This window comes from Corynebacterium afermentans subsp. lipophilum, assembly GCF_030408375.1.
In the GTDB taxonomy this organism is placed as follows: Bacteria; Actinomycetota; Actinomycetes; order Mycobacteriales; family Mycobacteriaceae; genus Corynebacterium; species Corynebacterium lipophilum.
Map to the genome: position 1 here is coordinate 775,587 of NZ_CP046530.1, position 22,008 is coordinate 797,594.

25 protein-coding genes and 1 tRNA gene are annotated in these 22,008 nt (G+C 65.0%); 12 read left to right on the forward strand and 14 right to left on the reverse strand.

Annotated features, from left to right (window positions below; all coding sequences use genetic code 11):
* Positions 1 to 25 precede the first annotated feature (25 nt).
* Together CAFEL_RS03725 and CAFEL_RS03730 are read right to left on the reverse strand one after the other, a co-directional pair.
* Complete coding sequence (locus tag CAFEL_RS03725; RefSeq protein ID WP_290172232.1) at positions 26 to 1,627, reverse strand: hypothetical protein; 1,602 nt, start codon at positions 1,625 to 1,627, stop codon at positions 26 to 28.
* A 330-nt stretch (positions 1,628 to 1,957) separates the two neighbouring features.
* A complete protein-coding gene (locus CAFEL_RS03730) occupies positions 1,958 to 2,593 on the reverse strand; it encodes a DUF3558 family protein (RefSeq protein ID WP_194560377.1) in 636 nt (211 codons plus the stop codon).
* A 170-nt stretch (positions 2,594 to 2,763) separates the two neighbouring features.
* On the opposite strand from CAFEL_RS03730, the gene CAFEL_RS03735 reads away from it, so the two are divergent.
* Both CAFEL_RS03735 and mfd read left to right on the forward strand, forming a co-directional pair.
* Positions 2,764 to 3,417 (forward strand): TetR/AcrR family transcriptional regulator, encoded by a 654-nt coding sequence (locus CAFEL_RS03735; protein ID WP_194560376.1) that lies wholly within the window; start codon positions 2,764 to 2,766, stop codon positions 3,415 to 3,417.
* A gap of 5 nt (positions 3,418 to 3,422) precedes the next feature.
* Positions 3,423 to 7,055, forward strand: a complete 3,633-nt coding sequence (mfd, locus tag CAFEL_RS03740) for a transcription-repair coupling factor (protein ID WP_194560375.1) — start codon at positions 3,423 to 3,425, stop codon at positions 7,053 to 7,055.
* 230 nt (positions 7,056 to 7,285) lie between these two features.
* Here the strand turns inward: mfd and CAFEL_RS03745 are convergent, their stop codons facing one another.
* Positions 7,286 to 7,906 carry a CPBP family intramembrane glutamic endopeptidase gene (locus CAFEL_RS03745; protein ID WP_194560374.1) on the reverse strand — a complete coding sequence of 207 codons (621 nt, stop codon included), beginning with the start codon at positions 7,904 to 7,906 and terminating at the stop codon, positions 7,286 to 7,288.
* Between the two features lie 121 nt (positions 7,907 to 8,027).
* Positions 8,028 to 9,353 carry an esterase-like activity of phytase family protein gene (locus CAFEL_RS03750; RefSeq protein ID WP_194560373.1) on the reverse strand — a complete coding sequence of 442 codons (1,326 nt, stop codon included), beginning with the start codon at positions 9,351 to 9,353 and terminating at the stop codon, positions 8,028 to 8,030.
* A 158-nt stretch (positions 9,354 to 9,511) separates the two neighbouring features.
* On the opposite strand from CAFEL_RS03750, the gene CAFEL_RS03755 reads away from it, so the two are divergent.
* A tRNA-Leu gene (locus tag CAFEL_RS03755) sits at positions 9,512 to 9,585 on the forward strand.
* A 3-nt stretch (positions 9,586 to 9,588) separates the two neighbouring features.
* On the opposite strand, the gene CAFEL_RS03760 is transcribed toward CAFEL_RS03755, so the two are convergent.
* Genes CAFEL_RS03760 through CAFEL_RS03775 form a run of 4 tightly spaced genes read right to left on the reverse strand, consistent with a single transcriptional unit; the run spans position 9,589 to position 11,246 of the window.
* Entirely contained in the window at positions 9,589 to 9,897 is a 309-nt protein-coding gene (locus CAFEL_RS03760; RefSeq protein WP_435383870.1) for a DUF3253 domain-containing protein, read from the reverse strand.
* A complete protein-coding gene (locus tag CAFEL_RS03765) occupies positions 9,795 to 10,148 on the reverse strand; it encodes a DoxX family protein (protein ID WP_290172235.1) in 354 nt (117 codons plus the stop codon). The genes CAFEL_RS03760 and CAFEL_RS03765 overlap by 103 nt, the downstream gene beginning before the upstream one ends.
* A 17-nt stretch (positions 10,149 to 10,165) precedes the next feature.
* A complete protein-coding gene (locus CAFEL_RS03770) occupies positions 10,166 to 11,038 on the reverse strand; it encodes a GDSL-type esterase/lipase family protein (RefSeq protein WP_194560372.1) in 873 nt (290 codons plus the stop codon).
* Between the two features lie 10 nt (positions 11,039 to 11,048).
* Positions 11,049 to 11,246, reverse strand: a complete 198-nt coding sequence (locus CAFEL_RS03775; RefSeq protein WP_194560371.1) for a deoxyribodipyrimidine photo-lyase — start codon at positions 11,244 to 11,246, stop codon at positions 11,049 to 11,051.
* Positions 11,247 to 11,275: 29 nt separating this feature from the next.
* Here CAFEL_RS03775 and CAFEL_RS03780 point away from each other — a divergent pair, with 29 nt between their 5' ends.
* Positions 11,276 to 11,740, forward strand: a complete 465-nt coding sequence (locus CAFEL_RS03780; protein ID WP_194560370.1) for an S-ribosylhomocysteine lyase — start codon at positions 11,276 to 11,278, stop codon at positions 11,738 to 11,740.
* Here CAFEL_RS03780 and CAFEL_RS03785 read toward each other — a convergent pair.
* A complete protein-coding gene (locus CAFEL_RS03785; RefSeq protein WP_194560369.1) occupies positions 11,733 to 12,659 on the reverse strand; it encodes a suppressor of fused domain protein in 927 nt (308 codons plus the stop codon). The two genes, CAFEL_RS03780 and CAFEL_RS03785, sit on opposite strands and share 8 nt — an antisense overlap.
* Before the next feature lie 131 nt (positions 12,660 to 12,790).
* Between CAFEL_RS03785 and CAFEL_RS03790 the strand changes: the two genes are divergently transcribed.
* The gene (locus CAFEL_RS03790; protein ID WP_290172238.1) at positions 12,791 to 13,597 is read left to right on the forward strand and encodes a Bax inhibitor-1/YccA family protein; all 807 of its coding nucleotides are present in this window, start codon (positions 12,791 to 12,793) and stop codon (positions 13,595 to 13,597) included.
* A 71-nt stretch (positions 13,598 to 13,668) separates the two neighbouring features.
* Here the strand turns inward: CAFEL_RS03790 and CAFEL_RS03795 are convergent, their stop codons facing one another.
* From CAFEL_RS03795 to CAFEL_RS03805, 3 genes are all read right to left on the reverse strand, one after another.
* Entirely contained in the window at positions 13,669 to 14,196 is a 528-nt protein-coding gene (locus CAFEL_RS03795) for a hypothetical protein (protein WP_194560367.1), read from the reverse strand.
* Positions 14,197 to 14,236: 40 nt separating this feature from the next.
* Complete coding sequence (gene greA, locus CAFEL_RS03800) at positions 14,237 to 14,758, reverse strand: transcription elongation factor GreA (RefSeq protein ID WP_194560366.1); 522 nt, start codon at positions 14,756 to 14,758, stop codon at positions 14,237 to 14,239.
* Positions 14,759 to 14,864: 106 nt separating this feature from the next.
* Positions 14,865 to 15,323, reverse strand: coding sequence for a DUF4307 domain-containing protein (locus CAFEL_RS03805; protein ID WP_290172241.1), 459 nt, complete (start codon positions 15,321 to 15,323; stop codon positions 14,865 to 14,867).
* Between the two features lie 116 nt (positions 15,324 to 15,439).
* Here CAFEL_RS03805 and mca point away from each other — a divergent pair, with 116 nt between their 5' ends.
* The 3 genes from mca to CAFEL_RS03820 are packed head-to-tail and all read left to right on the forward strand — an operon-like array spanning position 15,440 to position 17,392.
* A complete protein-coding gene (mca, locus tag CAFEL_RS03810; protein WP_267238677.1) occupies positions 15,440 to 16,294 on the forward strand; it encodes a mycothiol conjugate amidase Mca in 855 nt (284 codons plus the stop codon).
* Positions 16,295 to 16,594, forward strand: a complete 300-nt coding sequence (locus tag CAFEL_RS03815; protein ID WP_194560364.1) for a hypothetical protein — start codon at positions 16,295 to 16,297, stop codon at positions 16,592 to 16,594.
* A gap of 18 nt (positions 16,595 to 16,612) precedes the next feature.
* A complete protein-coding gene (locus tag CAFEL_RS03820) occupies positions 16,613 to 17,392 on the forward strand; it encodes an isoprenyl transferase (RefSeq protein WP_194560363.1) in 780 nt (259 codons plus the stop codon).
* Here the strand turns inward: CAFEL_RS03820 and coaA are convergent, their stop codons facing one another.
* A complete protein-coding gene (gene coaA, locus CAFEL_RS03825) occupies positions 17,393 to 18,316 on the reverse strand; it encodes a type I pantothenate kinase (protein ID WP_194560362.1) in 924 nt (307 codons plus the stop codon).
* Positions 18,317 to 18,429: 113 nt separating this feature from the next.
* Between coaA and glyA the strand changes: the two genes are divergently transcribed.
* Positions 18,430 to 19,722, forward strand: coding sequence for a serine hydroxymethyltransferase (gene glyA / locus CAFEL_RS03830; protein WP_394354797.1), 1,293 nt, complete (start codon positions 18,430 to 18,432; stop codon positions 19,720 to 19,722).
* Here glyA and CAFEL_RS03835 read toward each other — a convergent pair.
* Entirely contained in the window at positions 19,719 to 20,120 is a 402-nt protein-coding gene (locus tag CAFEL_RS03835) for a DUF5997 family protein (protein WP_194560361.1), read from the reverse strand. The two genes, glyA and CAFEL_RS03835, sit on opposite strands and share 4 nt — an antisense overlap.
* A gap of 25 nt (positions 20,121 to 20,145) precedes the next feature.
* On the opposite strand from CAFEL_RS03835, the gene CAFEL_RS03840 reads away from it, so the two are divergent.
* The 3 genes from CAFEL_RS03840 to CAFEL_RS03850 all read left to right on the forward strand — a co-directional run bounded on the left by CAFEL_RS03840 (position 20,146) and on the right by CAFEL_RS03850 (position 22,004).
* Complete coding sequence (locus tag CAFEL_RS03840; protein WP_181888107.1) at positions 20,146 to 20,724, forward strand: LysR family transcriptional regulator substrate-binding protein; 579 nt, start codon at positions 20,146 to 20,148, stop codon at positions 20,722 to 20,724.
* A gap of 53 nt (positions 20,725 to 20,777) precedes the next feature.
* Positions 20,778 to 21,359, forward strand: coding sequence for a hypothetical protein (locus CAFEL_RS03845; protein ID WP_181888108.1), 582 nt, complete (start codon positions 20,778 to 20,780; stop codon positions 21,357 to 21,359).
* A 114-nt stretch (positions 21,360 to 21,473) separates the two neighbouring features.
* The gene (locus tag CAFEL_RS03850) at positions 21,474 to 22,004 is read left to right on the forward strand and encodes a GNAT family N-acetyltransferase (protein WP_194560360.1); all 531 of its coding nucleotides are present in this window, start codon (positions 21,474 to 21,476) and stop codon (positions 22,002 to 22,004) included.
* Positions 22,005 to 22,008: the final 4 nt, after the last annotated feature.

Here is a 22,008-nt window from a genome sequence, read left to right on the forward strand (position 1 = left end):
GGTATGGCCCCAGCCGGCAGCGTGTCTAGCCGCGCACGTTGTGGCCGATGATTGCCGGCAGGAGCAGGGGAGCCTCGCCGAGCAGCGCCTTGAGGTTGCCTTCGCGCTCCACCGCACTGGTGACAGTGCGGACCTTCGAACCGGACTTGTCGCGCCCGCGCCCCCGGTTTGCGCCGGCCGCCATAGGGCCCGCAGCGAAGGCGCCGCCTCGTGCGCCGTGGGCGCTTTGGCCTGCGGCACCGTTCGCCCCGGCGGGAGCGTAGGACGAACCCGCGCCGGTGCCGCCGGCGCCTGCACCACCGTTACCTGGGCGCATGCCGTTGACGCCTTGCCCCGTTCCAGCGTGTGATCCGGCTCCAGCGCTGCTAGCTGCCCCGGCGCCGGTGCCGAGCGCCGTGCCGCCGCGCTGGCCACCGGGGGTAATGTGCGCGCCTGCACCTGCACCTGCGCCGGTGCCGAAACCGCGGCCGTTGGCGAAGCCACTACTGGCACCGCTTCCGTTAGCGGTAGCGCCGCCTGCGCTAGGGCGGGCGTTGTTGGCGAGCCCTGGGCTAGTGCTTCGACCAGAAGCTGCGCTGCGACCACCTACGGCGGCATTGCCCGGTGCGAGGCCGAGTCCCGCCGCACTGGTGCCGGCGTTGGCGGTCCTTGCGGCCGCGTTGGTGTGGGGCGTGCCGCTGAACCCGCTGATGGTCGGGGTGGCGGTGTTGACAGGGGAGGCAGGAGTGCTCGTCGGCAAGCTGCCTGCTGCTGACGGGGCAGGCGGGGCGAGAACCGCGGAAGCAGACTGGGTGGGAGCCGCGCCTGCGGCGATGCGCTCGAAGGTCTCAGGGGTGGGGCGGCCGTACTGCTGGATGACCTCCGCCGGCGACTTTGCGTGCGCAAGGTCGCCGTAGCCGCGGTTGGTCAAAACCTCCTGAAGCCCGGGCGGCAGTTCAGTCGGCGTATACGACGTGGTGGCCGGGGCGGGCACGTCGGTGCTGGCGTACGGCGTCGACGGCAGCTTGCCCGCGTCCGGCAGCAGCCGGTTAAACGCAGGAATTGCCGGCTGGAGCCCGGAAGTGACGCGAGAAGAATACGAGCTGAGGTAGTCCGACTCGATCTGTGCCTTGATCTTCGGATCTTCCGCCGCGTGGTAGGCAGCCGCGGCGGCCGAGGCGTACATACTCTCCGAGTCAGCCGCCATACCGAGTGCCTCCGTGTGATTGGCGAGCGAACGCGAGTTAGCCACGTATTCCAAACCCGCATTCTGGATCTGGGTGACCTTCTTCATCGCCTCCTGGATCCAGACGGTGTCCGCCGATGAGCTCAAAGCGTGGTGGACGCCGTTGAGCTCATCCATGGCGTCCGCGATCAGTTGAGCGTTGGAATTCCAAAAATCCGATGCCGAGTACGCCAGGGACGTATTGGTGAGGTTCAGATTCATTTCCGCGCCGAGCAGCGATGCCTCCGACGCTGAGGACACGGCTGCGTTGTCGAACGTTTGGGTCTTCGGGTCCGCGGCCTTGAGCTGCTGGAACCCCTGGGAGTACATCGGCGTCAGCGCCTGCGCGGAACGACCGAGCGGTGCCAGCAGCGAGCCCATCATCCCGGAGAACGACTCATCCGTCTGCTGCGTGTTGGTCAACGCCAACCAAAGGTTGTCCGCAGTGTGCTTCAGATATAGCGCGATAGCCTGGTTGGCCTCCGGTGCCCTCTCATCCCCGATCGGGCTGAGTCGCTCGCCCGCCTCGTCCAAGCCTCCCGCGCTGGAGAACCCGGATAGGGAGCTCGCATTCCCAGTCCAACGATTTGCTTGGAGACGCTCAGCAGTCATTCTGAGCAATTCAATTCCACTAGTGACTCCAGCGGTATCAAGTTCGATTTTCATTTACCCACCCTTTCGTAGACCTAACACTCTTGGAGGCTAAAACGGGAAATAAGCGTGGGGAAGAGGTTGTCCACTGAAATGAACAATTCAAAAAGCAGATGATGCTTCGGCTAAGGATTCAAGAGCTGCGATTGCTTTAGCGCATGTATCTTCCGGGGAGTCGTATCCTTCGAAACCCGGAACAGCTGCGATTATGCCTCCACGTTGGGTATCTACTTGTGCAAAACAATCGGGGCCCGTCCCGTTTCGGGGGCCATGGGTGTAAAGCGTCGGCAGTCGGTCGGATTTATATTCCAAGAGGTTTCCGATTTCTTCGATGCTTCTGTGGTTCGCATTATTGTTCATGAATCCAACATGGAATTTTCCCTCATCCCAAACCTCGCAAGCACTCAACCCCCGCGCCAAACCCGCGTACTCCTCCGGGATTGGTTCCACGTTGTGGAAGCCGGCGGCGGCGAATTCCTCGGGCGAGATCTCGGTGCAGGGGTCGAAGATGTCGCCGCCGAGGGTGTAGGGGTCGAAGTCGCCGATTTCGAGGGTGCCGCTTTCGAAATGGAACGCGGCGGGGGCCTCGGCGGAATCCTGGGAGTCGGTACCGTGCGAGGTGGACTCAGCGGTGTTTTGGCTGGGGGTGGGGGACGCAGGGGCGTCGATAGGCAAAGGCTCCGAAACGCAACCCGCGAGTACCCCGCATGCAACGAGCCAAGCGATGTGGCGTTTCATGTGCCCCCTCCAATAAAAAAGCTTCCCCACCAGGACTCGAACCTAGAATGACGGTACCAAAAACCGTAGTGTTGCCGATTACACCATGGGGAATAGCACCGCTGATTGTAGACCAGACCCGCCAACTGCCAAAGACGGGGTTAACACTACGACGCTCTAAGCTAGGTCGCATGGCTCGAAGGCGAATGACAGCACCCCAGCGCAGAGATCAGTTGATCGGAGTGGGGCGGCAAGCATTCGCTGAGCGCGGGCTCGATGGCATTTCCATGGAGGAGATCGCGGCGCGCGCCGGGGTGTCCAAGCCTGTGGTGTACGAGCATTTTGGCAGCAAGGAAGGCCTGTACCAGGAGGTTGTGCGGCTGGAGATGGCCCGTCTGGAGCACACGATTACGTCGAACATTCAGGCCGGCCCGTGGCGCGACCGCATTGAGCGCGGCGTGCTGGCGTTGCTCACCTACGTGGAGGAGGAAACGGACGGGTTTGTCATCCTCGCGCACGGTCAGCTGCCGGGGGAGGGGCGGACGTATTCGACGATTCTCAACCGCGTCACCGCCGAGGTGAGTTACCTGCTGGGAGAGGCGTTTAAGCACCGCGGGCTCGACGAGTCGATGGCGGGCCTGTACGGTCAGGCGCTTGTCGGCACCGTCTCCAATTCTGCGCTGTGGTGGCTGGACGAGCGCACGCCGGACAAGCACACTGTGGCGGCGCACATTTCCAACCTGTGCTGGAACGGGTTGCGGGGGATGGAAGCGAAGCCGCGTGTGTACGGAAGCGGCCAGGCGAGCGACGAGACAAGCGACGAAACCGCAGAGAAGGATGCGTAAGACACATGACTGAAACCACCCCGCCCGTGCTGGGCGGTTTGCTCACGGCGGCGCTGACGGACCCGAAGTTGAAGGGGTTGGTCACGCACGTGGGCGAGGATTCGTTGCACGTCACGGGCATCGACCAGGTGCGCTCTTGGGCGGCCGGTGCGATTGCGCGGGAGGCGCCGGTGCTTTTGGTCACGGCTACCGGCCACGAGGCGGAGGATCTCGCCGCCGAGCTGAAGGCCATTTTGGGCGAAGAGAAGGTCGCGCAGTTCCCGGCGTACGAGACGCTGCCGCACGAGCGTCTTTCGCCGGCGCCGGACATTGTGGGGCGCCGCTCGAAGGTGCTGTGGGAGATGCCGCGCGTGATCGTCGCGGCGGCGCGCGCGGTGTGCCAGCCGGTGCTGCCGCCTGTCCAGCCGATCAGCATCGCGGTGGACCAGGAGCACGACTTTGAGGATCTGACCGCGAAGCTGGTGCACTTCGCGTATAACCATGTGGACATGGTGGCTTCGCGCGGCGAGTTCGCCACCCGCGGCGGCATCATCGATGTGTTCCCGACCACCGCGCAAAACCCGGTACGCATCGAGTTCTGGGGCGACGAGGTCACCGACATCCGCTCCTTCGCCGTCGCGGACCAGCGCACCATCGAGGAGGTGCGGTCGGTGGACCTGCACCCTGCGAGGCAATTGCTTATCGACGATGCCGTGGCCGCCAAAGTCGACGAACTCGCGCGGAAATTCCCCTCCAACCCGACGCTGTCGTCGCTGCTGGCGCGCATCTCGGAGAAGCAGCCGGCCGATGGCATGGAGGCGCTCATCCCGGCGCTGACGGACAAGCAGTACTCGGTGCTGCCGGAGCTCATGCCCGCCGGCTCCGTTGTGTTAGTGACCAACCCGGAGAAGGTGCGCACCCGCATCGCTGATTTGGAGGCGACGGACCGCGAGTTCCTCGAGGCCGGCTGGGAGGCAGCCGCCATGGGCGCCGAGGGGCCTGTGGTGGTGGAGGGCCTGGACGTGTCCGCCTCGTCGTACCGCTCCTACGAGTCGCTGGAGGTTTCCGCCTCCAAGGCCGGCAACGCCTGGTGGACGTTCGCCCCGCCCGGCATGTTCGCCGCCGACGACGCAGACACGCTGCCGCTGGAGTTCGAGGCCGCGCCTGCCCCGAAGGGCGACCCGAAGGCGATTGAGCAGCTCTACGCCACGCTCAAGCTCCACATCGGTCAAAACCACGGCAAGGTCGCGTTCGTGGCGCCGGCGAAGGGCACGATCGACCGCATGGCGGAGCGCCTGCGCGAGCACGGCGTATCCGCCCGCGTGGCCACGCCCGGCCTGGAACCCGTCGAGGGCGCGGTGACGTTGTACCAGGCCCTGTCGCACGCGGGCCTGGTCTTCGGCGGGCCGAACCTGGTCGTGGTCACCGAAACTGACGTCACCGGCAACCGCGTGGGCGATATCGCAGGTGCTAAACGACGGGCTCCGCGCCGCCGTAACCGCGTCGACCCGCTCGCCCTGCAGCCTGGCGATTTCGTGGTGCACGACACCCACGGCATCGGCAAGTTCGTGAAAATGGCGGAGCGCACCGTCAAAGCCGGCGACGAGGACTCGCGCCGCGAGTACATCGTGCTGGAGTACCAGCCCGCCAAGCGCGGCCAGCCCGGCGACCAGCTTTGGGTGCCAATGGAGTCGTTGGACCTGCTGAGTAAGTACACCGGGGGCGAGAAGCCGTCGCTAAGCAAAATGGGTGGCTCCGACTGGAAATCCACTAAGCGCAAGGCGCGCGCCGCGGTCCGCGAGATCGCAGGCGAGTTGGTGGAGCTCTACGCCAAGCGCCAGGCCGCGCCGGGGCATGCGTTCGCGCCGGACACCCCGTGGCAGCACGAGATGGAGGACGCCTTCCCGTTCGTGGAGACCGAAGACCAGCTCACCGCCATCGAAGCAGTGAAGTCGGACATGGAAAAGCCCACCCCGATGGACCGCGTCATCGTGGGCGACGTGGGCTTCGGCAAAACCGAGGTCGCCGTGCGCGCCGCGTTCAAGGCGGTCCAGGACGGCAAGCAGGTTGCGGTACTCGTGCCCACGACGCTTCTGGCCCAGCAGCACTTCTCCACGTTCAACCAGCGCATGGACGGCTTCGGCGTGACGGTGCGCGAACTGTCGCGTTTTACCACCGCCGCGGAGTCGAAGGAGATCATCTCCGGACTTGCCGACGGTTCCGTGGACATCGTCATCGGCACCCACCGCCTGCTGCAGACGGGCGTGCAGTGGAAGAACCTCGGCCTGATCATCGTGGACGAGGAGCAGCGCTTCGGCGTCGAGCACAAGGAGCACATCAAGGCGCTGAAATCGCACGTGGACGTGCTGACCATGACCGCAACACCGATCCCGCGCACCCTAGAGATGTCTTTGACCGGCATCCGCGAGATGACCTCCATCACCACCGCGCCGGAGGACCGCCACCCCGTGCTGACCTATGTCGGCCCGCAGGAAGACAAGCAGGTCGCCGCCGCAATCCGCCGCGAGCTGCTCCGCGACGGCCAGGTCTTCTACATCCACAACAAAGTCTCCGACATTGAAAAGACCGCCCGCCAGCTGCGCGAACTGGTACCGGAGGCGCGCATCGTCGTCGCCCACGGCCAGATGAGCGAGCAAGTGCTCGAACAGACGGTGCAGGGTTTTTGGAACCGCGACTACGACGTCATGGTCTGCACCACCATCGTGGAAACCGGCCTGGACATCGCCAACGCCAACACCCTGATCGTGGAAAACGCCCAGAACATGGGTCTTTCCCAGCTGCACCAGTTGCGCGGGCGCGTGGGGCGTTCCCGCGAGCGCGCCTACGCGTACTTTTTGTACCCGAAGGACAAAACGCTCACGGAGACCTCCTACGACCGCCTGGCCACCATCGCCCAGAACAACGACCTAGGCTCCGGCATCGCCGTGGCGCAAAAGGATCTGGAGATGCGCGGCGCCGGCAACGTATTGGGCGCCGAGCAGTCCGGCCACATCGCCGGGGTGGGCTTTGACATGTACGTGCGCCTGGTCAGCGAGGCGGTGGAAACCTTCAAGGGACTCATGAGCGGCGAGCCTGTCGACGCCACCGACAAGGGCCCCAAGGAAATCCGCGTGGACCTGCCCGTGGACGCGCACATCCCGGAGACCTACATCAACTCCGAGCGGCTGCGCCTGGAGGTCTACCGCAAGCTCGCCGAGGCGCGCGACGACGACGCCCTGACCGCCGCCGCCGACGACATGATCGACCGTTTTGGCGCACTGCCGAGAGAGGTCGAGCACCTCATGGCTGTGGCGCGGCTGCGCAACCAGGCCCGTGAGGTGGGTGTTTCCGACATCCTCACCCAGGGCAGCCGCATCAAGCTGCACCCGGTTGAGCTGCCGGACTCCAAGCAGGTGCGCCTGAAACGCCTTTACCCGGGCGCGAACTTCCGCGCCGCGGCCAAGGCGCTGCAGGTGCCGATGCCGCGCGAGGGCGGCGCGAAGCGCGCCCTGAACGCGCCGAATCTGCGCGATACGGAGCTGCTGCAATGGGTGGCCGACTTCATGACGGAGATGCTCGACGCGCCGAAGATTTCGGTCGCGGGGGCCGCCAAAGCTGAGGAGAAGCCGAAGAAGGAGGTGTTCTCCGTCAGCGAGTAGGCGGTTCGGGCTCCTGGGCGGTCTGTGGGGAGCGCGACTCCTGGGCGGTGCTCGGCGGACAGTCACGCGGTTCCGCGGCCCCCACCCTCCACGCCTCTCGCGGCCCCACGCCTCCCGCGCGCAGGATCCAGCTAGTAGGACCCAGCTAATTGCGATTTTTTGGCGAATAGCTGGGTCCTACTAGCTGGATTCGCGAAAGGCGAGAGGAGGCCGACGCTGCCCCCCGCGTCCTAGAAGAACTGGGGCAGGATGAGCAGCATCCCGATGCTCCAGGTCAGGTGCTCAGCAATCGGGGAGTAGAGCCTGCCGGTTTTCGCCGCTTCGAAGTAGGCCACCGCCCCCAGCACGCCGGCGGCGAACACCAGCAGCGGCACGCCCATCACGCACGTGACCAGGCAGTAAGCCAGCGTGGACCACACGCCGGCCTGCACCACCGACTGGCCCATGCCCCGCAGCTGGCGCGGCACCACGTCGCGGAACACCAGCTCCTCGCCGATGCCGTTGACCACCAGCACCAGCAGCGTCAGGGCGTAGCCGCCCTTGTCGGGCGTGTCCAGCAGCTCCGCCGCGGGGCCGGCGAGGAACGGGAAGTGCTGCACCACTAAGGCGCCGAGGACGAACACGAGCGCCAGGGCGGCGCCGATGAGGGCGCCCCGGAGGACGTCGATAAGCTTTTTGGGCCCCATAAACGCCTGGCGGTTGCCCCATAGCCACCACGCGGCCGCGTACACCACGGCGGTAAAGGCGGTGGCCCAGTAGAAGCCCGCGGTGCCGTCGCCGGCGCGGCGCGCGAGAAATAGTCCGAGTGCGCCGAGGGCGCAGGGAGCTAGAAAGAGCCATTGCCTGGTCAAGTGGGACCTCCGTCTAAGTAAATTCGCCGGTCCGGGAGCAAGATTACGGCATGGCTGCACAACGAACTGGTCTGGTCACCGGGGCGACGGGCTAGTTGGGCGGGCCGGGCTCGATCGACAGCTACTTCACGGAGAAGGTGATCATCTCGGTGTCGTCCGGCTTGCCGCGGTAGCGGCCGTCGTCGCCGGGGAAGTTGTTGTCCAGCGCGGTGAGGTAGCGGCCGTCTTCCAACTGGATGATGGTCTCGACGCTGAGCAGCGCGAATTGGAACGGGTCGCCGACGCCGTAGGCGCGGGCGTCGGAGACCATGCCGATCTTGCCCGGGTTGGCAATGTTGAGCAGGTCCGCCATCAGGTCCTTCTTCAGCGTGGAGCCAGCCTTCGCGTCCGCGAAGTCCTTTACCTCGAAGACCTTCTTCAGCTGGGCCTCCGAGCCGAGGAAATCGTCGCGTTCGAGCATGAGCAGGCGGCCGTCCTTGGTCAAAAACGCGTCGCCAATCAGCGCGTCGTCGTCTTCTGCGAGGTAATCCCAGGTCTTTCCGGTGTACTTTCGAGTTTCGGTGTCGAACTGGGAGATCACGCGCACGCGCTTGTCGGTGGCCTCGTCGAGGTAGCCCTCGAAGATCGGGTAGAGGTAGCGGCCGTCGGTGGCCATGGCCTCGAAGCCCTTGGAGTTGCGCAGGTTCGGCTTTTCTTCGGCACCCAACGTCGGGTTGGACGGGCTCTTGACGCCCGGGTAGGCGTACGGGGCGTCGAGAAGTGTGCCGTCCTTGTCCACGTGGAGGATGTAGGGGCCGAACTCCTCGCCGACCCAGAAGGTGCCGTCCGCGGCCTGCACGAAGGACTCTGGGTCGAAGTCCGCGCCGGTAAGTAGGCGGTCCTCGGTGTCGTTGTTGACGATGTCCCAGGAAATCTTGTTGTTCGGGTCCTTCAGCGAGACGTAGTCCAGCACTTCGATGCCGCCGGTGTCCTTCGGGTTCTTCGCGGTGTCCGCGGTCTCCCAGTTCGGCTTCACCGTGTAGATGCGCAGCAGGAAGTCGGAGGAGTTCTTCTTCGAGCCGAAGCCGTTGTCGGGAAGCGCGTAGAATTGACCATCGCCCTTCTCAATTATGCCGGAAAAGCCCGGGATGACCTGGCCTTTGAACGGGTGGGTCTGCCCGTTGCCGTCGAACGCATCCTTGCCGGAATCCGGTCCGGGCGCCTGGTAGAGCGCCGAGAGCTTCGCGCGGCCGTCAAGGACGGGGCCTTCCGCATCAGGTGCGGTCTGGGTCGGGGCAGTAGCCTGGTCGCTGGACCCGGTGCCCTCGGAGCTTCCGCCGGCGGCAGCGCCGATCGCGCCGCCGACAAGGCCGCCGACGACGAATGCGCCTGCAACAGCAGCGATGATCTGCTCGAGGTTGAGGTCTTTGAAGATCTGATCGAGCGGGGAGGGGAGATGGATATTCATGGGGTGTAGCCTTTTAATCGCTTGCGGGTGGATGCGAAACTCAGAAGATACTGAGATTTCGCACAGCGAGTGTAAGGCCACCCGGCCGGCTCCGCTCGGTGAAAATGAGCTGGCCGATTGCGGTTTGCTCACGGCGGGGAAGTACGATGTTTCCCGTCGCCCCTATAGCCCAATTGGCAGAGGCAGCGGACTTAAAATCCGCCCAGTGTCGGTTCGAGCCCGACTGGGGGCACTGTCACCAATTGGGGCCTCGTCTGATTCGGATGGGGCCCTTCACCGTTTCCAGATCCACGGTGTCGGACCCCTGAGTAATAATCACGGTCCCGGAGTGTGCAAGATCCTGTGCTGCGTCGCGCGCGACCTCGGACGGACAAATGGAAGAGGAAGCTTCGCGGGCAGCGAGCTTCTCGACGATCACCTCACGGTACCTCGCCGCCTCCATCACTTCGCTGCGCCGAGCGCCGCCTTGATCAGCGGGATCTGCAGCGGCAGGCGCCCGATGGAGATGATCTGCTTCTGCCACGGCTCGTCGCGCCACTGCCATGCCATGTTGAAGTTGGCCGGCCACACCGCCGTCAGAAGGGCCGCGGCGAACTTCCCGCCGGCAGCCCTCGTTTTCGGGTTGGCCAGCAGCGCAGCGGCGGCGAGCTCGGCCACGCCGGAGACGTAGGTGTAGGTGCGTGCGGAGCCGGGGAGGGCGTCGGGCACGATGCCGTCGAAAGGCTCGGGCTTTGCAAAGTGGAGCACGCCCGCGCCAGTGAACAGGGGGATGAGGAATTTCTGAAACTTCGTCACCTTGCCGAGAGTACGCCTCACACCGCCTGAGCCACCTGGTCGGCGACGAAAGCGGACCCGGCGCGGGAGGGGTGCAGGGCCATGTTGTAGTCGGCCGTGGTGGTGTCGATGAGCCCAGCCACCCAGCGGTCGGCGTCGCGGGCGCAAGTGCCGTGGTTGGTGGAAAGCGCGCGGATGTCGATGAACGTCGCGCCCACCTGGGCCGCTAGCGCGCGCTGGTAGGACTGGGTGCGTTGCTCCCACTGCAGCACCCGGGGTGCGGGGACGCCGAGCGGGGCATTCGGCATCACGTTGATCAGGCAGAGTCGCCCGGTTCCACCGGTGACCGAGAGCATCCCCGGGATGACGATCTTGGCCCGGGGTGCGGCGGCGCGCACTTTGGCCACAGCTTCGTGCATGTTGCGGAAGTAGTTGTCGCGCACCGCGTCGGCGTTGTACGGCGCGCCGGGGGATTCGACCAGTGGGCGCCAGTGATCGTTGAACCCGACCGCCAGCGTCACCGCCCGAGTGTTGGCGTTGAGGTCGCCGGCGCGTACCGCCAGGTCGACGTGGCCGGGCAGGCTGGCCGATTGGTGGCCGGTGCACGACCAGTCCGCCACGGTGAGACCGGTGCGGGCTTGTAGCTGGCGCGGCCAGTTATCCGGTCCTTGCAGGCACCCAGCCTGGCTGGGATAGGAGGAGACCAGCCTCTCCGACGACCCCGAGGACAGCTGCGAGATTCCCGTGAGGTTGAGCGCGGAGTTGCGGTATTGGTCCGGGTTCGAGGCGAACGAATCGCCGAATACGACCACGTTGCCGGTGGGCTGAGCCGTGGCAGGTGCGGCTGTGCCGGCGACAAGGGCTGCGCATGCGGCAATGCCAGCGGTGACTTTGCGGAATAGAGCTTTCATTCAGACGACCCTACCGGTCGCCTTTGATGTTGTTGTACGTCTCGAGCGCGGTTTTTCGGGATTCGTTGACGCCCACCATCGGCTCCGGGTACCCGGAGGTGTCGTCGATAAGCACACCTGCGACCTCCCCGCGCGAAGCCGCCCACGACAGGGCGGGGTTGTCCGTGACACGAAGATCGTCGCGGATCCAAACAAGGGTGGTGGGCACGCGCGCCTCCGTTCAGTAGAGTCGAAGCCATGACTGATCGCATGAATGTGGAATCTTTCAACCTCGACCACACCAAGGTAGCCGCGCCGTTCATCCGGCTCGCGGACCGCAAGCAGCTGCCCGCAGGCGACACGCTGGTGAAGTGGGACATCCGCTTCAAGCAGCCCAATGTCGAGCACCTGGAGATGCCGGCGGTGCACTCACTGGAGCACATGTTCGCCGAGCACGCCCGCAACCACGCGGACAACGTCATCGACTTCGGGCCGATGGGCTGCCAGACCGGCTTCTACCTCATGCTTGCCGGCGACGTAGCCGAGGCCGAGGTTGCTGAGCTGGTGGAAAAGACGCTGACGGACATCACCAACGCCGACGAGGTCCCGGCCGCAAACGAGAAGCAATGCGGCTGGGGCGCAAGCCACGACCTGGAGGCGGCCAAGCGCGAGGCCCAGGCGTTTTTGGACAAGCGCGACGAGTGGGGCAACGTCTTTAAGTAGTCGGGTCCACCACTCGGAATTCCAGCGGCGCGGTGCGCAGGCGGTAGATGCCCGGCACCGCGTCGAATGTTGCGAGCAGCTCGTGGGCGAACGCCGCGGTGGCGGGGACGACAATATGGTCGCTCGCACACTCGGTTGTCTGAGACTGCGGGTTGAGTAGCAGCCAAGTTTCACCGTTGAGCAGCGCGAATGACCTTTCGTGCAACAGGCGGTGGCGCGCGGCGCGCAGTAACGCGCGCGCAGCCGCCGGATCCAGGTCCACGCGCCCCTCGGCATCGACCTCGAGGTAGCGGGCGTGCATCGCGCCTATCGACGCCCCTTCGGACCCCACCGCCTCCTCCAACAATGCCCGGTCCTGCGGGTCGGCGCTGATGGGATCGCGGCCCGTGGAACTCAGGCCGAGCGGCACGCGGTCGCCGACAAAGGCCGCGAATTTCAACGGGTCCCAGGACAGCATCTGTTCCACGTCGTCGCCGTTAATGCCGACCGCGTACGTGAAACGGATCAGGCCGGTGGGCCCGTCCACCACACCGAGGACCGGGTCGGTGACAAACACAAAGCCGGACAGGGTGCCGCGCGGGTTGTCCAACACGAGGTAGTGCCCCGGCTCGATGTCGTCGCGGGCGGCGCGGGCGAGCAGGCGCGCCGGCCATTCGTCGGGAAGCGCAGGCGTGCCGGGCACGCGCAACGTCAGCTCCGTCTGGGTGCCCGCGACAGGCTGGGAAGACTCCACGCGGGACTTGCCATACGTGCAGTACAACACGTGGGGAACCGGCTCGGGCAACACGTACGCGTGGACATCTAGGTGGCGGTAGGAAAACACGTACGCGTCCTCGCCGCCGGTGGTCTGCGCGATGTGGCCGCGCACCACCTCACCGCCGGTTCTCGGGCCGCGGCGGGCGTTGTCGAGCACTCCCATGCAGCCCACCATATCCCCGCTGGAAGGTGGCGAGTGATCAGCTGGCATCACACTGGCGGGAACCTTTTTGGTACGTGTGGCGTTATACCCGGTGAACTCTTGGACAAACTCATTGGAAAGGAATGTGCGACGTGAGAAGCACTAACCCCGTTCTGCGCAACATTCCGGGGGCGGATGCGGACAACGGCTACCAGGCCGGCCAGACCGCGACGCTTCCGGGGCACGCGCCCGAAATTGATCAGCAACGCCCGATGACGGTCGACGACGTGGTGACCAAGACGGGCATCACGCTCGCCGTGATCATCGCGTTCGCCGCTGTGAACTTCGTTATCTTCCTCACCGGCAACATCAGCCTCGGTGTTATCTTGACCTTCGTCGGCGCCATCGGCGGCTTCATCACCACGCTGGTCAACGCGTTCCGCCGCGAGTTCGGCTCGAAGACGCTGACGCTGATCTACGCTGCGTTTGAGGGCTTGTTCCTCGGCGGCTTCTCTCTGACCGTCTCCGGCTGGTTCAGCGTCGGCGGCGCCGATGCCGGCCAGCTTATCTTCCAGGCCATTTTGGGCACGATCGGCGTGTTCATCGGCATGCTCGTGGTCTACCGTCGCGGCGCGATCCGCGTGACTCCGCGTTTCCACCGCATCGTCACCGGTATGATCTTCGGCGTGGCCATCATGGCGCTGGGCAACTTCCTGCTGGCAATCTTCACCGGCATCTCCCCGCTTCGCGACGGCGGCACGCTGTCCATCATCTTCGGCGTGGTCTGCATCGTTCTGGCGGCCCTGTCCTTCCTGCAGGACTTTGACTTGGCCGACAAGCTGGTCCGCACCGGTGCGCCGGAGCGCGCCTCCTGGGGCGTCGCGCTTGGTCTGGCTGTGACCCTGGTGTGGCTCTACACCGAGATCTTGCGCCTGCTGTCCTACTTCAACGACCGCTAGGCCCACAGAAACGCAAAGCGCCTCGCTTCCGGATCATCTCCGGAAGCGAGGCGCTTTGTTGTGTGTGTGGCTTAGTAGTTGTTGTCCGGAACCACGGACTGGCCGTCGACGGACACGGTGGTGAACACCGGCTTGCCGTCAATGATCTCCGGGTTGCCCAGCACAACCTTCACGTCTTCTTCGCGGTTGTCCGGGGAGACAACGACGCGGGTGCCGGTGCCCTCGGCGAGATCCTCGCCCCACTGCTCCCAGACGATGTTTTCGAGGAAGTCGTCCTGGTTCTTGCAGTCCACGGTCAGGCGGTCCGGGCGCACCAGGTCGGTGGCGCCGCAGTTATTGAACACCGGGGCGGCAGCGACCGCGGCCTCTGCGGTCTCCTGCTCCTGCGCCGCGTTGGCCTCGGTGACGTTGGTCGCCGTCGCGGTGCTGGTGGCGGTGGTCGCAGTGCCGGCGCCCTTCAGCGAGTCCGGGTCCTGGGTGGTGGCGGTGTCGACCTTCTCGGAGGAGGGGTTCTCGTGCGGCGGGGTGCAGCCTGCCAGAGCGATGGCGGCCAGGGCGGCGACGCCGGCTACAGCTTTGCGGGAAGAGGTGGCAATCACAGGAATGGTCCTTCTGTTTTTGAAAAGAGAAAAGTACTGGCTACTTCGCGCGGGGCGTGGAGGCCTTGACTGAATCATACGGCTCGGCGGAGACGATGGTGACGGAAATCTCGCGGCCGTTCGGGGCGGTGTACTTGCGGGTTTCGCCCTCGGAAGCGCCGACGACGGCAGCGCCGAGCGGGGACTGCTCCGAGTAGGTCTCCAAATCCGCGTTGTCCGTCGAGGCTGCGCGGGTGCCGATGAGGAAGGTCTCGCGGTCGTTCTCGTCGCCGTCGTAGTAGACGTGCACGACGGAACCGACGTGGGCGACACCCTCGACGATGCCGGTGCGCTCGGTGGTGGAGTTGGACAGGATCTCGGAGATCTGCTTGATGCGCGCCTCCTCCTGGTCCTGCTGCTCGCGGGCTGCGTCGTAGCCGGCGTTCTCCTTGAGGTCGCCCTCCTCGCGGCGCTCGTTGATCTCGGCCGCGATGGCGGGGCGGTTGTCAATGAGCTGCTGCAGTTCGGCCTCGAGCTTGGCCTTCATTTCAGGAGTGATGTACTGCTGCTGGGATTCAGCCATAGGGGTCTAAACCTTCCCTGATACGTGAAATCGGCCCGCCGCTCGCGGGCCAATGTGTGCAGATATACAGCCGGAAGATTACCACACGCGAATGTGGCGGTTTCCGCTAGCGTGCTGCGTAGAAGCTGCTCTCCGGGTCCATGTAGAAGGGGAGATTTTCGGAGCAGCCGTAGATGCGCCCCGACACCAACGGCTCGCGCACCGGCAGGTCCACGGCGATGCGGGAGTGCTCGTCGCCGCCGGCTGGCAGGACCACCTCGCGGCGTCCCACCTCGGCGTGGGAGTAGTCCACCGCCGTGACGATGCAGTACGCGGGCGTGTCCGGGTTTTTGCGGTTCACGTCGATCCAGAGCCGGCCCGTGTCGTCGTCGATATGCTCCTGCGAAATAAATTCGGCGCGGACCGGTTCGTTGAAGCGCTCCATGATCGTGCGGGCGCCGACGAAAAGCAGGGCGACCATGAGCAGCCCGGAGACAATCGCCACCACTTTGCCGCCGATCGAGCCGCCGGAGCCGCGGTTGCGGCCGTAGCGTTCGGCTGGGCGGGGAGAGGTAGCGGTGCTCACGGAAACGGCTCCTTGCAGGTGGTAAGGACTTTAGCGTTGATGGTACTAAGATGACGCGGAGGTACAGAACTGACCCCTACGAAAGTTGGATTGATCGAGTGACCGGGTTTCGTCTCATGGCAATTCACGCCCACCCAGACGACGAGTCCTCAAAGGGTGCGGCCACCATGGCCAAGTACGCCGCGGAAGGCAACCGCGTCAAGGTCGTCACGTGCACCGACGGCAGGCGCGGCGACATCCTCAATCCGGCTATGGACCGCCCCGGCGTGCTAGACAACATCCTCGACGTGCGCCGCGAGGAGATGGCGCGCGCCGCGGCGGCGCTCGGCGTCGAGCACGTCTGGCTGGGCTACGAGGACTCCGGGCTGCCGGAGGGCGACCCGCTGCCGCCGCTGCCGGAAGGCTCGTTCGCGGTGCAGGACCCGGAAGAAGTGGCAGTGGAGATCGTGGAGCAGATCCGCGAATTCTGCCCACACGTGATCATCACTTACGACGAAAACGGAGGCTACCCGCACCCCGACCACCTGATGGTGCACGCGATCTCCATGATCGCCTGGGAGCGCGCGGGCGACCCGGATTTCGCCCCCGGCGCTGGCGAGCCGTGGACGCCGCTGAAGCTGTACTACTCGCACGGCTTTATCTTGCAGCGTATGAAGCTTCTGCAGGAGCGGCTCATCCAGCGCGGCGAGAAGAGCCCGTACGAGCTGATGATCAAACGTTGGGAGGAAAACGAGGGCGACGTCTTCGACCGCGTGACCACCCAGGTGGAGTGCGCCGACTACTTCCCGCAACGTGCCGAAGCGCTGACGGCCCACGCCACGCAGATCGATCCCGCCGGCGCTTTCCTGGCAAGCCCGGTGAAGGACCAGCAGGACGTCTGGCCCACCGAAGAGTTTGAGCTGGCCGCGACCAGGGTAAAGACCACCCTGCCGGAAACGGACCTGTTTGCCGGCATCGAGGAGGAAAACTAAATGTCTACGTTCACCGTCGCCTCCGCCAGCGCCGCGAATTTCGTGCTGGCCCAGAACCCGGGCGAGACCCCGGTCGGCCCGGACTTCGGCAAAGCCTCGCCGATCGGGTTGCTGCTGCTGGTGGTCCTGGTCATCGTGGTGCTGTTCATAGGCTGGTCGTTTCACCGCCGCTTCTCCCGGTTCAAGCGCCGCCAGGCGTTTGCGGAAGCCCGCGGGATTGATCCGTTCGACGAGAAAGCGATCGACGAGGCCATGGAGAAGGCTGGTTTGAAGGACCAGCGGAAGAAAAACGCTTTCTAGCTGGCTAGAATTTATCCCGTGTCTGTCCTTTCGAAGCTGCGATACCCGCTGTACCCGCTGTATGAGGCGCGCCTGAAGCGCGAGCTGCGCGGCAAAAAGCGCCCGAAGCACATTGCCGTGATGGCCGACGGTAACCGGCGCTGGGCGCGCGAGGCGGGCTTCGAGGACATCTCCCACGGCCACCGCGTCGGCGGCGCGAAGATCGGCGAGCTCGTACGCTGGTCCGCGGAGATGGACGTGGACGTGCTCACTATCTACTTGCTGTCCACGGAGAATCTGCAGCGCACCACCGAGGAGGTGGAGCTGCTGTTCGACATCATCTCCGGGGTCATCGAGGATCTCGCCACGGAGGACTACACCTGCCGCGTGCGGTTGGTGGGGCATCTGGATTTGTTGCCGGAGGACGTCGCTAAGCGGATGCGCGAGGGCGCGGCCGCAACCGATACGAAGCACGGCCTCACCGTGAATATCGCGGTCGGCTACGGCGGGCGTCAGGAGATCGTGGACGCGGTGCAATCGCTTATCGACGACAAAGCCCACGCCGGAGTGCCAGCCACGGAAATGGCCGCCGAGATCACCGTGGAGTCCATCGCGGAGCACCTGTACACCTCCGGCCAGCCGGACCCGGATTTGGTCATCCGCACCTCCGGCGAGCAGCGCCTGTCCGGTTTTTTGCTGTGGCAGGCGGCGTACTCGGAGATCTGGTTCACCGATATTTACTGGCCGGCGTTCCGCAAGATCGACTTCTTGCGCGCGCTGCGCGATTACTCGCAGCGCTCCCGCCGCTTTGGCAAGTAGCTACATCTTGCGCATGCGCACGCGTTGGACGGTGTGGTCGTAATCCTTGCGCAGCACCAGCGAGGCGCGCACGCGGGTGGGCAGGATGTTTTCCACCAGGTTGGGCAGGTTGATGGTCTGCCACAGCTCGCGGGCGGCGTAGGCGGCCTCGGCGTCGTCCATGCCGGCGAAGCCTTCGAAGTGGTTTCCGGGCTGCTGGAACGACGTATCTCGGAGTTTGAGGAAGCGCTCGATGTACCAACGCTCGATGTCTTCGGTCTTCGCGTCGACGTAAATGGAGAAATCGAACAGGTCGGAGACCATCAGCGTCGGGCCCGTCTGCAGCACGTTGAGCCCCTCGAGGATGAGGATGTCGGGCTGGCGGACTTCCACGAATTCGTCGGGGAGGATGTCGTAGGCCTCGTGCGAGTAGATCGGGGCCTTGACCACCGGCTGGCCGGATTTGACCTCGGTGACAAACCGCATGAGGTTTCTGCGGTTGTAGGACTCCGGGAAGCCCTTGCGTTTCATGATCCCGCGCTCTTCCAGCACCGCCTTCGGGTGCAAAAAGCCGTCGGTGGTGACCAGGTCCACCCGCGGGTGCGAATCCCAGCGCTGCAGCAGCACCTGCAGCACACGCGCGGTGGTGGACTTGCCCACGGCCACCGAGCCAGCCAGGCCGATGATGAACGGCACGTGCCCCGGGTCGCCGCCGATGAAGGTCTCGGTGGCGTTGGTGAGCTTCTGTCGGGCGCGCACCTGCAGGTGGATCAGGCGCGACAGGGGCAGGTAGATGTCCTCGACCTCCTGCAGGTCGAGGTTTTCGCCGATGCCGGAGAGTTTCTTCAGCTCTTCCTCGGTGAGCACCTGGGGCATCTTGGCGCGGCGCTTGCGCCAGTCCTCGCGGTGGAAGTCGAGGTACGGCGACGAATCGGCTCGAGACATAGCCACCATTGTTGCACCCGCGCAAAAGGGGAATAAATCAGCCTTCTGGGCGTGCCGACTTTCCTATACTTCGAGGAGCCGTAATCATCGCGAAAAGAAAGGACCCGGTCGACGTGTCTGAAGACCTCCGTTACCAGGATCTGGCCACCTACGATCCCGAGGTGCACGCCGCAATTGTGGACGAGCTGGCGCGCCAGCGCGACACCTTGGAGATGATCGCCTCCGAGAACTTTGTGCCCCGCTCTGTGCTGCAGGCGCAGGGTTCGGTGCTGACCAACAAGTACGCCGAGGGTTACCCGGGCCGCCGCTACTACGGCGGCTGTGAGCACGTGGACGTGATCGAGGACTTGGCGCGCGACCGCGCCAAGGAGGTCTTCGGCGCCCAGTACGCGAACGTGCAGCCGCACTCGGGTGCGCAGGCCAACGCCGCGGTGCTCATGGCGCTGGCGGAGCCGGGCGACACCATCTTGGGCCTGGACCTGGCGCACGGCGGCCACCTCACCCACGGCATGAAGATCAACTTCTCCGGCCGCCTCTACAACGTGGAGGCGTACCAGGTGGAGGAGGACACCCACCAGATCGACATGGCCAAGCTGCGCGAGCAGGCCCGCGAGGTCAAGCCGAAGGTGATCATCGCCGGCTGGTCCGCGTACCCGCGCCACGAGGACTTCGCGGAGTTCCGCTCCATCGCCGACGAGGTCGGCGCTTACCTGTGGGTGGACATGGCCCACTTCGCAGGCCTGGTCGCCGCCGGTCTGCACCCGAACCCGGTCCCGCACGCGCATGTGGTGTCCTCCACGGTGCACAAGACTCTCGGCGGCCCGCGCTCCGGTTTCATCCTCACCAACGACCTGGAGCTGCACAAGAAGCTCAACTCCGCGGTTTTCCCGGGCCAGCAGGGTGGCCCGCTGATGCACGTCGTGGCTGCGAAGGCGACCGCGTTCAAGATCGCGGGGAGCCAGGAGTTCAAGGACCGTCAGCAGCGCACCCTCGACGGCGCGAAGGTGCTGGCGGAGCGTCTGCTTGCCGACGACGCACGCGAGGCCGGCGTTTCCGTCGTCTCCGGCGGCACCGAGGTGCACCTCGTGCTGGTGGACCTGCGTAACTCGCCGATGGACGGGCAGCAGGCCGAGGACTTGCTGCACTCGGTGGGCATCACCGTCAACCGCAACGCGGTGCCGTTCGACCCGCGCCCGCCGAAGGTGACCTCCGGCCTGCGCATCGGCACTTCCGCGCTGGCCACCCGCGGCTTCGGCGAGGAGGATTTCCGCGAGGTCGCCGAGATCATCGCGGAGACGTTGATCAAGGCCGAGAATGCCGACGTTGATGCGCTGCGCGGCCGCGTTGAGGCCCTGGCGCGCAAGTACCCGCTCTACCCGGACCTCGAGGATTGGAAGATGCTCTAGTCCTCCTCGGCTTCTCCGGCGTCGGCGCTTGCGCCGTCGCCGCCGGCAACATCATGCCCGCGCTGCTCCGCGAGAGTGGCGCGGGCTTTTTGCAGCCACTCGGGCTGGTCGTCCAGCAGCGCGCGGATCTCGTCGGTGGTCATCGCCTGGTCCACGCCGGCGCTTTTCAGCGCGGTCACGGAAATGCCCAGCTTGCGGGCGACCTCGGGGCGCGGGTGTGGGCCGGAAAGGCGCAGCTCCTGCAGCCACTGCGGCGGGTTGTCCTGCAGGTCGCGCAGCTCGGCGTGGGTCACGGCGCCGTCCTGGAACTCCTGCGGGGTGGCGGGAAGGTAGATGCCCAGCTTCTTTGCGGCGGTTACCGGCTTCATGGCGATGCCGGAGGGGGTCTGATCAGTCATGGTCAAAACGGTAGCATTGACGGCCATGCTCACCATTGCCTTCGCCACCGGCACCGAGCCGGGGAAGTGGTTCCGCCGCTTCGAGGAACTCACCGGAAGCCGACTTGAGACGATGCCGGCGGATGATCCGTTCGTGCTCGTCGGCAAGCAAGCAACTGCAGCGCTCGTGCGGCTTCCGGACGAGCGCGTCACCGACGAGTACCACGTGGTGCGCCTCTACGAGGAGGCGGCCGGCGTCGCGGTGCCGAAGGATTCCGTCTACGCGGAGGTAGGGGAGGTTTCCCGCGCGGATCTCGCGGACGAGATTGTGAACTTTGACGGGCAATCGCCTATCGACGACCTCCGGTCCGCCCTGCAAGTCGTCGCCGCGAACGTCGGCGTGGCCTACGGGCCACTGCCGCTGTTGAAGAACCTCGCGCGCAAACAGATCAAAGCATTACCCCTTCTGGGGGAGGAACCGGCGACGCAGATCGCGCTCGTGTGGCGCAGGGCGGACGATTCGGACGCTGTGCAGGACTTTGTCGGTGTGACGAAGGGGCGCACGGTGCGTTCTTCGCGTGGAAATGCGCACCCCCGATCGGGTGCAAAGCGGACTCGACGTTAACGCAAAGTTCATAATGGACGGCGCACTTATTTCAAGAATGAAAGGTATTGATTATGTTTTCCCGTAAGATCGTCGCTTCCGCAGCTGCTCTGACCCTTGGCGCAACCGGCCTGGTTGCTTGCTCCAACGACGGCGAGGGTGAGCCGACCTCCACCGAGATCGTCTCGGAGACCGCTACCGAGACCGAGGTTGCCACCGAGACCGCTGGCGAGGCCGCGGATAACACCGACGCCGCTGCTGCTGGCGACGCTGAGGCTACCGAGGAGATCACCACCGCCGACGGCGCAACCGCGATGGTTCCGGCAGGCGTGAAGGCCGCTATGGACGAGTACGCTCAGCCGGAGTGGGGCGAGCCGATGGCAGTTGAGGAGACTGACGGCGGCTGGATCGTCACCTACGACAACGAGCACTACATCACCTGGAACGAGAACACCGGTGGTGCTCCGACCTGGGGCCAGATCGCTAACGAGTGGATCACCGACGTGCGTCTGGACCAGAAGTTGGGCTTCCCGGTCGCACCGGAGACCGAGAACGCCGACCAGTCGGGCTGGACCCAGGAGTTTGAGAACGGCACCATCGAGTGGACCCGCGGCGGCACCGAGGATGCCTTCACCGCAATCGTGACCGAGAAGTAAATCGGCGGCCTACCTCGCCTGATTCCAAGCGCCACTCCGCTGCGGCGGGGTGGCGCTTTTGCGTTGCTGGGCGAGTGTTTGCGCGCCCTCGCGCGGATCTGGACAATAGAGCGCATGCAAAAATCGGACTTTGCCATCCGGCCCATCCGACCGGAAGACTATCCGCAGGTACGAGCCATCTACGAGATGGGACTACAGACAGGCAACGCTTCTTGGGAGACCAAGGGGCAGAACTGGGAGCAATTCTCCCGCAAGAAAATCATGGAGACCGTCTTCGTGGCGGTTGACGCGAACGACGACAACAAGGTGCTCGGCTGGGTCGGCGCCGCGAAGGCGTCGACACGCAGCGTGTTCCACGGCGTGGTGGAAGACTCGATTTACACCCACCCGGACGCCCGCGGCCGCGGCGTTGCCGGCGCGCTGTTGGACCACCTGATCCAGACGTGCATCAGCCTGCACAAGTGGTCCATCCACTCCTGGATCTTCCCCGAAAATGAAGGATCCGCGGGCCTGCACAAGTCCCGCGGATTTGAAAAGGTGGGCACGTTCCACAACATGGCGCAGATGGCCTACGGCGAGCGCCAGGGCGAGTGGCGCGACTGCGACATCTGGGAGCTGATTCTGCCGATGTCGCGCGAGCAGTGAGCTG